Annotated in this window: 11 protein-coding genes; 3 read left to right on the top strand and 8 right to left on the bottom strand. The window is 70.0% G+C overall.

Going from position 1 to position 12,116, the window contains the following annotated elements; genetic code table 11:
- Nucleotides 1–86: 86 nt before the first annotated feature.
- A complete protein-coding gene (locus ACTJKJ_RS16295; RefSeq protein WP_440821050.1) occupies nt 87–890 on the bottom strand; it encodes an NUDIX hydrolase in 804 nt (267 codons plus the stop codon).
- Between ACTJKJ_RS16295 and ACTJKJ_RS16290 the strand changes: the two genes are divergently transcribed.
- Nucleotides 871–2,664: a glycoside hydrolase family 15 protein gene (locus tag ACTJKJ_RS16290; RefSeq protein ID WP_183482913.1), complete on the top strand. Its 1,794-nt coding sequence runs from the start codon at nt 871–873 to the stop codon at nt 2,662–2,664. The two genes, ACTJKJ_RS16295 and ACTJKJ_RS16290, sit on opposite strands and share 20 nt — an antisense overlap.
- Nucleotides 2,665–2,685: 21 nt before the next feature.
- On the opposite strand, the gene ACTJKJ_RS16285 is transcribed toward ACTJKJ_RS16290, so the two are convergent.
- Entirely contained in the window at nt 2,686–3,513 is an 828-nt protein-coding gene (locus tag ACTJKJ_RS16285; RefSeq protein ID WP_440821049.1) for a ferritin-like domain-containing protein, read from the bottom strand.
- Nucleotides 3,514–3,656: 143 nt separating this feature from the next.
- On the opposite strand from ACTJKJ_RS16285, the gene ACTJKJ_RS16280 reads away from it, so the two are divergent.
- Nucleotides 3,657–4,751, top strand: a complete 1,095-nt coding sequence (locus tag ACTJKJ_RS16280; RefSeq protein ID WP_440821047.1) for an extracellular catalytic domain type 1 short-chain-length polyhydroxyalkanoate depolymerase — start codon at nt 3,657–3,659, stop codon at nt 4,749–4,751.
- On the opposite strand, the gene ACTJKJ_RS16275 is transcribed toward ACTJKJ_RS16280, so the two are convergent.
- From ACTJKJ_RS16275 to fba, 4 genes are all read right to left on the bottom strand, one after another.
- Nucleotides 4,741–5,877, bottom strand: coding sequence for a tetratricopeptide repeat protein (locus ACTJKJ_RS16275; RefSeq protein ID WP_440821046.1), 1,137 nt, complete (start codon nt 5,875–5,877; stop codon nt 4,741–4,743). The genes ACTJKJ_RS16280 and ACTJKJ_RS16275 overlap by 11 nt on opposite strands.
- Before the next feature lie 7 nt (nt 5,878–5,884).
- Complete coding sequence (locus ACTJKJ_RS16270) at nt 5,885–6,781, bottom strand: phosphoribosylaminoimidazolesuccinocarboxamide synthase (protein ID WP_183482919.1); 897 nt, start codon at nt 6,779–6,781, stop codon at nt 5,885–5,887.
- Nucleotides 6,782–6,908: 127 nt separating this feature from the next.
- Nucleotides 6,909–7,334: a gamma-glutamylcyclotransferase family protein gene (locus ACTJKJ_RS16265; RefSeq protein WP_147242287.1), complete on the bottom strand. Its 426-nt coding sequence runs from the start codon at nt 7,332–7,334 to the stop codon at nt 6,909–6,911.
- Between the two features lie 75 nt (nt 7,335–7,409).
- Nucleotides 7,410–8,474, bottom strand: coding sequence for a class II fructose-bisphosphate aldolase (gene fba / locus ACTJKJ_RS16260; protein ID WP_091727920.1), 1,065 nt, complete (start codon nt 8,472–8,474; stop codon nt 7,410–7,412).
- Between the two features lie 370 nt (nt 8,475–8,844).
- On the opposite strand from fba, the gene ACTJKJ_RS16255 reads away from it, so the two are divergent.
- Complete coding sequence (locus tag ACTJKJ_RS16255) at nt 8,845–9,864, top strand: STAS-like domain-containing protein (RefSeq protein WP_091727924.1); 1,020 nt, start codon at nt 8,845–8,847, stop codon at nt 9,862–9,864.
- Nucleotides 9,865–9,887: 23 nt separating this feature from the next.
- Here ACTJKJ_RS16255 and ACTJKJ_RS16250 read toward each other — a convergent pair whose 3' ends face one another.
- Both ACTJKJ_RS16250 and pyk read right to left on the bottom strand, forming a co-directional pair.
- Nucleotides 9,888–10,649, bottom strand: coding sequence for a substrate-binding periplasmic protein (locus ACTJKJ_RS16250; protein ID WP_440821045.1), 762 nt, complete (start codon nt 10,647–10,649; stop codon nt 9,888–9,890).
- Between the two features lie 16 nt (nt 10,650–10,665).
- Nucleotides 10,666–12,096 carry a pyruvate kinase gene (gene pyk, locus ACTJKJ_RS16245; RefSeq protein WP_091727933.1) on the bottom strand — a complete coding sequence of 477 codons (1,431 nt, stop codon included), beginning with the start codon at nt 12,094–12,096 and terminating at the stop codon, nt 10,666–10,668.
- Nucleotides 12,097–12,116: the final 20 nt, after the last annotated feature.

Genomic DNA, 12,116 nt, shown 5'->3' with positions numbered 1-12,116 from the left:
CATTCGCCTCACCTCGCAAGCGCCTGGACAGGCGGCCGCCCTTTGCGATTCGCTCCCGCCGTCGGCCACGGGCGGGCGCCTGGAGTTCAGCTTGACGGCGCCAGGTCCGCCGGAGTCCGGGCCGGTGCCAAGGCCAGCAGCTTCTCGCCCATCCGCGCGAAACGCGCGCTCGGCAGCGCCGCGAATTCCGCGCGCGACATCCACCGCACGCCCTTCACCTCCGCCAATTCCGGCTGCACCGGCTGCGTGGAATCGGCCGCGAAAAGATAGATGAAGTCGTGGTGGACATGGTCGCCCTCGCCCTTCGCGGGGTTGGCGCGGATCGCGTGCGACTCGACATCGAACGGGAGCTCGCTCTCCGCGCCCGCCGGCCACGGCGCAAAGCGCTCCACACCGGTTTCCTCCCGGACCTCCCGCGCCGCCGACACGTCCAGCCGATCGATGCCTTCGTGATGCCCGCCCGGCTGCAGCCAGCGGTCGAGCACCTTGTGGTGGATCATCAGCACCTTGTCGGCGCGCGCGTCGTAGACGATGCCGCTCGTGGTCACATGCCCGCGCATGTTGGCGCGGGCGAAGACGTCGGCAGGATCTTCCAGCAATTGCGCCATCAGCGCGCCGAGCTCCTCACGCTCCTGCGGATGCACCTCCAGGTAGCGGTTCAGTTGATCGAGCGCGTGGGCGCGCAGGTCCGATGCGGTCATATGGAGCGGCAAAGCGGTGCAGTGAGCAGACCCACATTCTGTTGCCATGTCGTCCCATCGCAGCGAAGCGGTTCGCCCCCGCAAGCACCCCGCCTCGGGAACGGGTTTTGCCTTGAGCCCTGACCCCGTCCCGAGCAACATCGCCAGAACGACGAAGAAGGAGGACTCGATGGACGCCGCCTCGCTCAAACTCGGTCTCGTCGGCAATTGCGCCGTCAGCGCGCTGATCGATGACCGCGCCCGCGTCGTGTGGTGCTGCGCGCCACGCTTCGACGGCGATCCGGTGTTCCACGCGCTGATCGACTCGCCCGACGGCATCGGCCTGGACGGCACCTTCCAGGTCGTGCTCGAGGACTTCGCCCGCAGCGAGCAGTCCTACGACCATGGCACCGCGGTCCTGCGCACCCGGCTGTACGACTCCCACGGCAATGCGATCGAGATCACCGATTTCATGCCGCGCTTCTTCCTCAACGACCGACCCTACCGGCCGATGATGCTGGTGCGCCGGATGCGGCCGCTGCAGGGCCATCCGCGCATCCGCGTCGTGCTGCGGCCGGTCATCCAGTGGGGCTCGGCGCATCCGGCGCGCACGCGCGGCAGCAACCACCTGCGCTTCGTCGGCCCGGAAGGCACCATCCGCCTGACCACCAACGCGCCGCTCACCTACGTCCAGGAAGAGACCGCCTTCGCGCTGGACATGCCGATGAGCTTCATCTTCGGCCCCGACGAGACGCTGGACCGCGCCGTCGAGGACACCGCGCGGCTGCTCGAGGAAAAGACCATCAGCTACTGGCGCGACTGGACGCGCCGCCTGGCCATCCCGCTGGAGTGGCAGGAGGCGGTGATCCGCGCGGCGATCACGCTGAAGATGTGCCTCTACGAGGAGACCGGCGCCATCGTCGCCGCGATGACGACCAGCGTGCCGGAGGCGCCCCACACGCAGCGCAACTGGGACTACCGCTACTGCTGGCTGCGCGATGCCTTCTTCGTCGTGCGCGCGCTCAACAGCCTGTCCGAGACCGGCACGATGGAGGACTACCTGCGCTGGATGCGCAACATCATCGGCCAGTCCCAGGACGGCCACGTGCAGCCGCTCTACGGCATCGGGCTGGAGGCCAAGCTCACCGAGTACCTGGTGCCGCACCTGCGCGGCTACCGCGGCATGGGCCCGGTGCGCGCGGGCAACCAGGCCTTCGAGCACTTCCAGCACGACGTCTACGGCAACATCGTCCTGGGCTCGGCGCAGGCCTTCTTCGATCACCGGCTGCACCAGCGCGCCGGCATCGACGAGTTCGCGCTGCTCGAGCGCGCCGGCGAGCAGGCCTTCGCGATCCACGACAAGCCCGATGCCAGCATGTGGGAGCTGCGCACGCGCGCCCGGGTCCACACCTCGTCGGTGCTCATGAACTGGGCCGCCTGCGATCGCCTGGCCAAGATCGCGCGCGTGCTCGGCCTGCCGCAGCGCGTGGCGCTCTGGCAGGAGCGGGCCGACCTGATCAAGCGCAAGATCCTGGACCACGCCTGGAGCGAGCATCGCCAGGCTTTCGTCGAGAGCTTCGGCGGCAAGGACCTGGACGCCAGCGTGCTGCTGATGACGGAGGTGGGCTTCATCGACCCGCGCGACCCGCGCTTCGTGAAGACCGTCGACGCGCTCGAGGCCACGCTGTGCGACGGCCCCTACATGCGCCGCTACGAGGCGCCCGACGATTTCGGCAAGCCCGAGACCTCGTTCAACATCTGCGCGTTCTGGCGCATCGATGCCCTCGCCCGCATCGGCCGCTACGGCCAGGCGCGCGAGCTCTTCGAAGCGCTGCTCGCCTCGCGCAACCACCTCGGCCTGCTGTCCGAGGACACCCATCCGGTCACCGGCGAGCTGTGGGGCAACTTCCCGCAGACCTACTCGATGGTGGGGATCATCAATGGCGCGATGCGGCTCTCGCGGCCGTGGGATTCGGAGATCTGAATCGCGCGACGCGACGCCGCCTCAGGTCAGCAGCACGCGCCGCCCGAGCGCGGCGAGCGGCCGCTCCACCGCGCGCTGTAGCGCCGGGCCCAGCATCAGCGGCTTGAGCGTCATGCGCACCGCGAGGTCCATCGGCAGGTGCGCGCCGACCAGTGCGATCGCTTCGCGCGCAAGCGCATCGGCCTGCGCGATCGGTGCCGGGCCGCCATCCGGCGCGCCGCTGCGCAGGCGCCCGTTCACCGCGTGCCGCAGCGCGATCGACGCGTCCTCCTTGCGCAGCTCGAGCGCGCGCCGCACCAGCGCGGTGAGCACGCGGCCGCGATGCAGGCCCTCGATGCCGCGGTACTTCATGAAGTAGGACAGGAAGTGCTTGTAATGCCGCACCTCGTCGCAGCGGATGCGCCAGAACAGGTCACGCAGCACCGGCTCGTCGCAGGCCTCGTGCAGCGCCTGGTAATACGTCGTCGTCCCCATCTCGACGATGCAGCGCGCCACCATCTCCTGGCCACGTGTCGGCTCCAGCTGATCCATCGTGCACAGCCGCGAATACTCCTCGAAGAAGGCGGCGTAGGCGGATGCCCAGTCGAAGCCCGGCCACACCGCCTCCACATAGGCCCGCAGCGCGGCACCGTGCTGCAGCTCCTCGGGTTCCCAGTGGTCGCGCAGCCAGGCGGCGACCTCGGGGTCATCGTCGAAACGCTCGATCAGGTTGCGGGTGTAGGTGTCGCTGCCGCTCTCGATGAAGGAGGCGCTGCACACGAGCAGGAACAGCGCGTCGTGCTCGCGCACGAGCTTGGTGTCGATGCGGGACAGCTGGAGGTCGGCAACGGACCAGCGGGTCGGGGACATGGGGACGATCATGCCGCGAGTCGCGGCAATCGGTGTGCGGAGGGAGGTTCGTCGTCTGCCCCCTCGTCGGTTTCCTTCACGCGCCAAACACACGATGGACACGCGGTCGTACGCCTGCCATCAAAGCCCGTTAGGCTGGCGTGATGCCGAAACGTCCGTCCGCTGCCGCCTCCTTGCGCCGGGCCTGGCGCAAGGGCCTGAGCGCCGTCACGGGCCAGGTCTTGCGCAGCGCCCGCGACGCGGCGCACCAAGCCAGGCGCACCGGTTCCTCCGATCTGATGCCCGACTTGGTGCGCGGGATGCGCAAGACGCCGGCGCATCCCTCGCCCGGACTCGGCGACTGGGTCGCGGGGATCGCCTCGGGCCGCGCGGGCATGCGTCGGTTCCGGCTCTTCCGTCCGTCGGGGCTTGCGGTGGGCGAGCGTCCACCGCTGGTGGTGATGCTGCACGGCTGCGGGCAGGATCCCGCCGGCTTCGCGCGCAGCACGCGGATGAACCGGCTCGCCGCGCGCGAGGGCTTCCTGGTGCTTTATCCGGAACAGAGCCGCCTGGCCAACCCGCAGCGCTGCTGGAACTGGTTCGACACCGAGTCCGGTCGCGCGCAGGCCGAGGCCGCGCTGATCCTCGCCGCCATCGATCAAGTCTGCCTGCTCCATGGCGCCGACCGCGAACGCGTCGCCCTGGTCGGGCTCTCCGCGGGCGCGGGCATGGCGGCGCTGCTCGCGACGATGCACCCCTCGCGCTTCAAAGCCGTCGCGATGCATTCCGGCGTCCCGCCGGGCATGGCCACCTCGGCGACGAATGCCCTGCGCGCGATGCGCGGCTCGGCACTGCCCTCGACATCGACATCGACATCGACATCGACATCGGCATCGGCATCGGCATCGACGTCCACGTCGAATGCGACCGGCGCCTGGCCACCGCTGCTGGTGATCCACGGCACGCGGGATCGCGTGGTCGGTGCGTCGAATGCCTACGAGGCGGCGCGGCAATGGGCCGAGGCGGCAGGCGCCAAGGCGGCGCCCGCGCGCGTCGTGCAGCGCGGTCGTCGCTGGCCGATGACGGTGGTCGACTTCAAGCGCGGCCGCGCGGTCGCGGCCACGCTCGTCGAGATCGACGGCCTGGCGCATGCGTGGAGCGGCGGCGCCGCGAAGGAGCCCTTCAGCGACCCGGCCGGGCCGGACGCGACGGCGATGATCTGGCGCTTCGTCGCGAAGCGCCTGGCCCTCAAGGCGTGAGCCCGCTGGCCCCCAGCAGATCGCGCCATTGGCGCTGCTGATCGGCGAACTGCTGCCAGGCCTCGTCGGCCAGCGCCTGGTGACGGTCGGCGTCGGTGATCTCACCCAGCAGGCGGAAGGTCTGCGCCAGCCGGCTGTGGGTGATCGCCCGGTCGTCGAGCTCGCAATCGGGATCGAGCTCGATCTCGGCCTCGCGCGCCTGATGCAGCGCATGCTCGTGCTGGCCGAGGTTGGCCCGGCACCAGGCCAGGTCCGACAGCAGGCTGCTGCCCAGCCGCTCCAGCCCGAGCGACATCGCCTGCGGCAGGTGCTCCTCGTAGAGCTGGCGCGCCTCGTCGAAGTCGCCCTGCATCGTCAGCACCTGCGCGCGCAGCACCGGCCTCAACTCGCCCATCATCTGCGCGCCGACGGCCTCGTCGAAGTGATGCATCGAGTCGACGGTCAACAGCAGCTCGGGCCCGCGGGCCGCATGGGCCCACAGGCTCTCGCGCCGCAGCTGCGACGCGCGCATCCCCGCCATGTTGAACATCAACGCCGACAGCGACGCATCGTCGCCCTCCACCGCGGCATGGTGCCGCGCGCGGATGTACCAGCGCTGCGCGGACTCGACATCGCCGGCGTAGTGCCAGCCCACGCCCATCGCCATCGCCACGCGCGCCAGCGCGACGTGGTGGTCGGGTCGCGCTTCGTCGAGGCAGCGCCGCGCGTGCTCGACCAGCGCGGCCGGGTCGTGCCGGATGAAGGCCAGTTGCGCCAGCCAGGCCGCGGCCAGCACGCGCACCTCGACCAGCGCGGGCGCGCTGCCGGCGATCGCCTGCGCGCGCTGGATGCGGTCCCAGGCCTGCTGCGCGACGAAGCCGTTGTAGTAGCTCATCAGGCCTTCGGCCATGTGCAGCCAGGCGCCGATCTCCGGATGCGGATGCTGGAAGGAGAGCTGGTGCAGCGCGGTCAGCGCCTCGCGGGCCTCGCCCACCGCGCCGTGCCGCGCCAGCAGCATCGCGCGCTTGGCCCGCGCGCCGGCGGAGGCCATCGGCGACGCGGCGGCGGCGATTTCCTTCTCGAGCTGCTTGAGCAGACGCGACTTGATCGCCGGGGAAGGCGTCGCGTCGGGCGAGGCGTCTTGCATGCCGGCCTCAGCGCGTCAGGCGGTCCAGCGCTTCCTGGTACTTCGCCGCCGTGTTGGCGATCACGTCCGCAGGCAGCGTCGGCGCCGGCGCGACCTTGCCCCAGGGCTGGCCGTCGACGGTGGCCTGCTCCAGCCAGTCGCGCAGGAACTGCTTGTCATAGCTCGGCGGATTGCTGCCGACCGCGTAGCTCTCGGCCGGCCAGTAGCGCGAGGAATCGGGCGTCAGCACCTCGTCCATCAGCGTCAGCGTGCCGTCGGCATCGAGGCCGAACTCGAACTTGGTGTCCGCGATGATGATGCCCTTGGTCAGCGCATAGTCCGCCGCGCGCTGATAGAGGCGGATGGCGATGTCGCGGACCTGTTCGGCCAGCTCGCGGCCGATGATCTGCGCGCAGCGCTCGAAGTCGATGTTCTCGTCGTGATCGCCCATCTCGGCCTTGGTGGCGGGCGTGAAGATCGGCTGCGGCAGCTTGCTGGCGTTCTGCAGGCCCGCCGGCAGTTCGACGCCGCAGACCTTGCCGCCGGCCTTGTATTCGGACCAGCCGCTGCCGGCCAGGTAACCGCGCACCACCGCCTCGATCGGCAGCGGCTTCAGGCGCTTGACCAGCATCGCGCGGTCGCGCACCTGGTCCTTCTCCGCATCGCTCACCACGGACAGCGGATCGTCGCCGGTCAGGTGGTTGGGGACGATGCCGTCGAGCTTGTCGAACCAGAACAGCGCCATCTTCGTCAGCAGCGCGCCCTTGCCCGGGATCGGCTCGCTCATGATGACGTCGAAGGCCGAGATGCGGTCCGAGGCGATCATCAGGATGCGATCCTCGCCGACCGCGTAGTTCTCGCGCACCTTGCCGCGCGCGAGGAGGGGAAGGGAGGTGATCGACGAGGTGTGCAGGGCGGCGGTCATGGGCGTGCGGTCGGACGGAACGGCAAAGCGGGGATTCTAGAGGCGGCAGGGGAAATCCCTGCTCTGCGAGCGCCCCCGCCATCCGCTTCACGCCGCGCCGGCGCGGCGCCGGTCGCCGCCGATCGCCTCAGATCGCGTCGAACCCGACGTAGCGCGCCACGAAACGCGCCTTGCCTTCGCGCTCGAAGGCGGCCTCGTCCCAGTCACCGGCGTCGAGACGCCCCGCCAGGCCCGGCTTGAGCAGGTAGGTCCAGGCCCGCTCCCAGCGGCCGTCGGCCAGGGTGACCAGCACCTCGTGGCGCTCGTACTCGTCGCCCTCGAACAGGTCGAGCCGCGCCCAGGCGGCCTCGGGCAGGTCGAGGTAGAGGCGGCCGACGACCTGATGCCCGTCCGCCGGCACCATCGCCGGGTAGTCCTGCCCGCGCACCGGGCGGCGCGCATGGCCGGCCAGCGTCGCAGCCTGTGGCGTCGCCAGCGGCGCGCAGGCCGGCCCGCAGACGCGGGCCATGATGTCGGGCCACATCAGCGTGCCGTAGGTGAAGAGATGGGCCATGGCATCCCTGACGGGAAAGCGGGTGGAAAGCGGAGGGGGATGGAAAAGGACCGGCGCGAGGCCGGTCCGGATCGATCACTGGACGACTTGCGCCAGCTCGCCGCGCGCGTAGGCGGCGGCCACCTCGGTCAGCGGACGCGGCTTGATCTTCGAGGCCTGGCCTTCGCAGCCGAATTCCAGGTAACGCGCCTTGCAGACCAGCTTGGCCGCTTCACGCGCCGGCTTGAGCCATTCGCGGGCATCGAACTTGTCCGGGTTCTCGGCCAGGAACTTGCGCACCGCGCCGGTCATCGCCAGGCGGATGTCGGTGTCGATGTTGATCTTGCGCACGCCGTGCTTGATGGCTTCCTGGATCTCCTCGACCGGCACGCCGAAGGTCTCCTTCATCTTGCCGCCGTACTGGTTGATGATCGCCAGCAGCTCCTGCGGCACGCTCGACGAGCCGTGCATCACCAGGTGGGTGTTGGGGATGCGCTTGTGAATCTCCTTGACGCGGGAGATCGCCAGGATGTCGCCGGTGGGCTTGCGCGAGAACTTGTAGGCGCCGTGGCTGGTGCCGATGGCGATGGCCAGTGCGTCCAGCTGCGTGGCCTTCACGAAGACCGCGGCTTCCTCGGGGTCGGTCAGCATCTGGCTGTGGTCCAGCTTGCCGGCGGCGCCGATGCCGTCCTCCTCGCCCGCGTCACCGGTTTCCAGGTTGCCCAGGCAGCCCAGCTCGCCCTCGACGGTGACGCCGACCTTGTGCGCCATCTCCACGACGCGGCGCGTGACGTCCACGTTGTAGTCGAAGCTGGCGGGCGTCTTGCCGTCGTCCATCAGCGAGCCGTCCATCATCACCGAGCCGAAGCCCAGGTTGATCGCGCCCTCGCAGACCTTGGGGCTGGTGCCGTGGTCCTGGTGCATCACCAGCGGGATGTGCGGGTAGGCCTCGACCGCGGCCTGGATCAGGTGCTTGATGAAGGGTTCGCCGGCGTACTTCCGGGCGCCGGCGCTGGCCTGCAGGATGACCGGGGCGCCGACCTCGTCGGCCGCGGCCATCACGGCCTGCACCTGCTCCAGGTTGTTGACGTTGAACGCTGGAATGCCGTAGCCCTGTTCGGCCGCGTGGTCCAGCAGCTGGCGCATCGAGACGAGTGCCATGAGAGTTCTCCGAGGAAGTGAAAAATCCTTGGGCCGCGGACCGGCGCCAACACCATGCCGTAACCGCGCCGTAACTGGGCGGGATTCTAGCCAGCCCCCATGACCGGCTCTGTAACCAACCTGGGGCTCCCCCCGAACTGGTGCCATACCAGCGCCCGTCGGAGGGACGGCCCCGCCGGAACCCGGGCAGGCCGCCTCGCCCCCTCGGACAGGGGTGAATGCGCTTGCGCGGCGGCGGAAGCGGCCGGTAGGCTCTTGCCCGGGCGGCCCGGCTCCGGTGGGAGCAAGCCTCGTGCCTTGTCCGGTCGCCACCGGCGCGGATCGCCCGCGACTTCCCTTCGCGCGACGCGTCGCGCCCGCCAGGACCTTCATGACCCGTCTCGCGATCGACCAGCTGACGCTGTGGATCACCGCCGCCGCCAACGAGCATTCGCTGGACCTGCCCGCCTACGTCGAGGAACGCACCGGCGCCAGCCATCGCGCGACGCTGGCGGCGCTGCGCCGGCTGGTCGACGCCCAGTGGCTGACCCGGTCGGGCACCACGCGCCGGCCGGTCTTCGGGCCGGGCGCGCTGCGGCAGGTGGCGCGCAGCTACACGCTGCACGGGCTGATGGAGGACGTGGTCTGGCAACGCGACTTCGCACCCCACTTCCAGCTGCCGCGGCATGTCGCGCGCATGGTCCAGCACGGCTTCACCGAGCTGGTGAACAACGCCATCGACCACAGCGGCGGCACCAGCGTCACCGTGTCGCTGCGCCAGACGCCGACCCACGCGCAGCTGCTGGTCTCCGACGACGGCTGCGGCGTCTTCGACAAGATCTGCGACACCTACGAACTGACCGACGCCCGCCACGCGATGCTGGAGCTGAGCAAGGGCCGGCTGACGACGCAGCCGCAGGCCCACACCGGACGCGGGCTGTTCTTCAGCTCGCAGCTGGCGGACGTGTTCGACATCCACGCCAACGGCAAGGCCTTCCAGCGCCGCGCGTGGGAAGGCAATGCGTGGAAGGACGGCAAGGGCCTGCCGCGCCAGGGCAGCTCGATCTACATGGCCATGGCGCTGGAAAGCACCCGCACGCTGGAGCAGGTGCTGGAGCAGTGGAGCGTGGACGGCAGCGGCATCGCCTTCGACCAGACGCGGGTGATGCTGAACCTGGTCGTCGGGGCGGGGCAGATGCTGGACTCGCGGGCGCAGGCGCGTCGGGTGGCGGCGCGCCTGCCGCAGTTCAAGCGGGCGGAAGTCGACTTCGCCGGCGTCACCGATGTCGGCCATGCCTTTGCCGACGAGCTGTTCCGGGTCTTCGCGCGCGCGCACCAGGACGTGGAACTCGTGCCCCTGAACATGACGCCGCGCATCGCCGCGCTGGTGCAGGCCGCGCGCAACGCCTGAGGCCCGGCCCGTCGCCGGCCCCGTCAGAGATCGCTGTCGACCAGCGCCTGGATCGCGGCGCGGCTGCGCTGGATGGCCTCGTCCAGCCGCGGCAGCAGCAAGGCGGGCTCGCTGCCCTTGGCCGCGGCGAACAGGATGCCCTCCTCCACCAGCGGCCGGGGCAGCACCTGCAGCTGGGCGCCATCGCGCAGCGGACGCAGGCGCCGCTCCAGCGCGGCCGCGCTGCCGCGGTGGGTGGCGAGCATCGCGTCGCAGCGTCCCGCCACCAGCATGCGCGCGCGGCCCTCGAGGTCGTTGCCGCCGTGCTCGACGCGGAACAGCCGCCGGCGGGCGTCCTCGAAGGCGGGGCCATAGGTCGCACCGCGCGACACGCACAGCGTCAGGCCGCGCAGGTCCTCGAGCCGCTCGAAGACGATCGACCGCGCCTTGGGCACCACCAGCCAGCCGCGGCTGACGAAGGCCGGCTGGCTGTAGGCGAAGATCTTGTCCCGCGCCGGGTTGCGCGACAGTCCGAAGGTCAGGTGCTGGCCGAGTTCCGCGCCCAGCAGCGCGCGCGGCCAGGGCAGCAGCTGCAGTTGCCACTGCAGGCCGGCCGCTTCGGCGATCAGCCGCAGCAGCGGCAGGACGAAGGGCTTGTGCGTCTGTTCGCTGATGGCCAGCCGGATCGGCCCCGGTGCACCGACCGCGGCCGCGTCGGGCTTGGCCAGCGCGCCGCCGGCGACCGTCGCCAGGCCCACGCCGCCCGTCACGCCCATCAGCAGCTCACGGCGGCGCAGCGGCTTCATGCGAACGGACCGGGGTTCAGGCGACCCGGCAGACCTTCAGCATGTTGGTGCCGCCCGGGTAGCCCATCGGCTCGCCGCAGGTGATGGCGTAGGTGTCGCCCGGCATCAGCACGCCGCGCTCGATCAACAGGTCCTCGGCGGCCTGCAGCGCCTGGTCGCGATCGCTGAAGTTGGGCATCAGCAGCGGCGTGACGTTGCGGTACAGCGCCATCTTGCGGTGCGTCAGCGTCTGCGAGGTCAGCGCGAAGATCGGCACATGGATGCGGTGGCGGCTCATCCACAGCGCGGTCGAGCCGGACTCGGTCAGCGCCACGATCGCCTTGCAGCCCAGGTGGTGCGCGGTGAACAGCGCGCCCATCGCGATCGACTGGTCGATGCGGCCGAACTGGCGGTTGGCGAAGTCGGTGTCCAGCGTCACGAACTCGGCGTTCTCGGCTTCCCGCGCGATCGCGGCCATCTGCTGGATGGTCTCGACCGGGAAGCGGCCCGCGGCGGTCTCGGCGCTCAGCATCACCGCGTCGGTGCCGTCGAGCACCGCGTTGGCGACGTCGGAGACCTCGGCGCGGGTCGGCACCGGGTTCACGATCATCGACTCCATCATCTGCGTCGCGGTGATGCAGACCTTGTCGAGCTCCAGCGCCATCTTGATCATGCGCTTCTGCAGCGCGGGCACCGCCGCGTTGCCGACTTCGACGGCCAGGTCGCCGCGGGCGACCATGATGCCGTCGGACGCCTTGAGGATGGCCTCCAGGTGGGGGATGGCCTCGTAGCGCTCGATCTTGGCGATCATCCCCGGCTTGTGGCGGTAGGGCTCGCCGGCGACGTTGGCCAGTTGGCGGGCCATCTCCATGTCGGTGGCGTTCTTGGGGAAGCTCACCGCCAGGTATTCGCACTGGAAGGACATCGCGGTCTTGATGTCCTCCATGTCCTTGCCGGTCAGCGCGGGGGCGGTCAGGCCGCCGCCCTGCTTGTTGATGCCCTTGTTGTTGGACAGCTCGCCGCCCTGCTTCACGATCGTGTGGACCTGCGAGCCGCGCACCGCCTCGACCGTCAGCACCAGCAGGCCGTCGTTGAGCAGCAGCGTGTCGCCGGGCTTCACGTCACGGGGCAGTTCCTTGTAGTCCAGGCCCACGACCATCTCGTTGCCCGGCTCGGTGCGGTCGGCGTCCAGCACGAAGGGCGTGCCGTTCACCAGTTCGATCTTGCCGTTCTCGAACTTGCCGACGCGGATCTTGGGACCTTGCAGGTCGGCCATGATGGCCACCTGCTTGCCGGCGCGGGCCGCGGCCTCGCGGACCATCCGGGCCCGGTCGATGTGATCCTGCGCCTTGCCGTGCGAGAAGTTCAACCGCACCACGTCGACGCCGGCCTGGATCATCTGTTCCAGCACCTCCGGCGACGAAGAAGCGGGACCGAGGGTGGCGACGATCTTGGTGGCACGGGACATGACTTGTCTCTGTCTGAAAT

Source organism: Roseateles sp. 22389 (assembly GCF_052044995.1).
GTDB lineage: Bacteria > Pseudomonadota > Gammaproteobacteria > Burkholderiales > Burkholderiaceae_C > Roseateles.
This window is presented reverse-complemented; position numbering and strand designations above follow the sequence as displayed.

What these genes read in the sequence shown, in the direction of transcription:
- ACTJKJ_RS16290 (WP_183482913.1), top strand. Translation starts at nt 871, where the DNA reads ATGGACGCCGCCTCGCTCAAACTCGGTCTCGTCGGCAATTGCGCCGTC.
- ACTJKJ_RS16285 (WP_440821049.1), bottom strand. Translation starts at nt 3,513, where the DNA reads ATGTCCCCGACCCGCTGGTCCGTTGCCGACCTCCAGCTGTCCCGCATC.
- ACTJKJ_RS16280 (WP_440821047.1), top strand. Translation starts at nt 3,657, where the DNA reads ATGCCGAAACGTCCGTCCGCTGCCGCCTCCTTGCGCCGGGCCTGGCGC.
- ACTJKJ_RS16275 (WP_440821046.1), bottom strand. Translation starts at nt 5,877, where the DNA reads ATGCAAGACGCCTCGCCCGACGCGACGCCTTCCCCGGCGATCAAGTCG.
- ACTJKJ_RS16270 (WP_183482919.1), bottom strand. Translation starts at nt 6,781, where the DNA reads ATGACCGCCGCCCTGCACACCTCGTCGATCACCTCCCTTCCCCTCCTC.
- ACTJKJ_RS16265 (WP_147242287.1), bottom strand. Translation starts at nt 7,334, where the DNA reads ATGGCCCATCTCTTCACCTACGGCACGCTGATGTGGCCCGACATCATG.
- fba (WP_091727920.1), bottom strand. Translation starts at nt 8,474, where the DNA reads ATGGCACTCGTCTCGATGCGCCAGCTGCTGGACCACGCGGCCGAACAG.
- ACTJKJ_RS16255 (WP_091727924.1), top strand. Translation starts at nt 8,845, where the DNA reads ATGACCCGTCTCGCGATCGACCAGCTGACGCTGTGGATCACCGCCGCC.
- ACTJKJ_RS16250 (WP_440821045.1), bottom strand. Translation starts at nt 10,649, where the DNA reads ATGAAGCCGCTGCGCCGCCGTGAGCTGCTGATGGGCGTGACGGGCGGC.
- pyk (WP_091727933.1), bottom strand. Translation starts at nt 12,096, where the DNA reads ATGTCCCGTGCCACCAAGATCGTCGCCACCCTCGGTCCCGCTTCTTCG.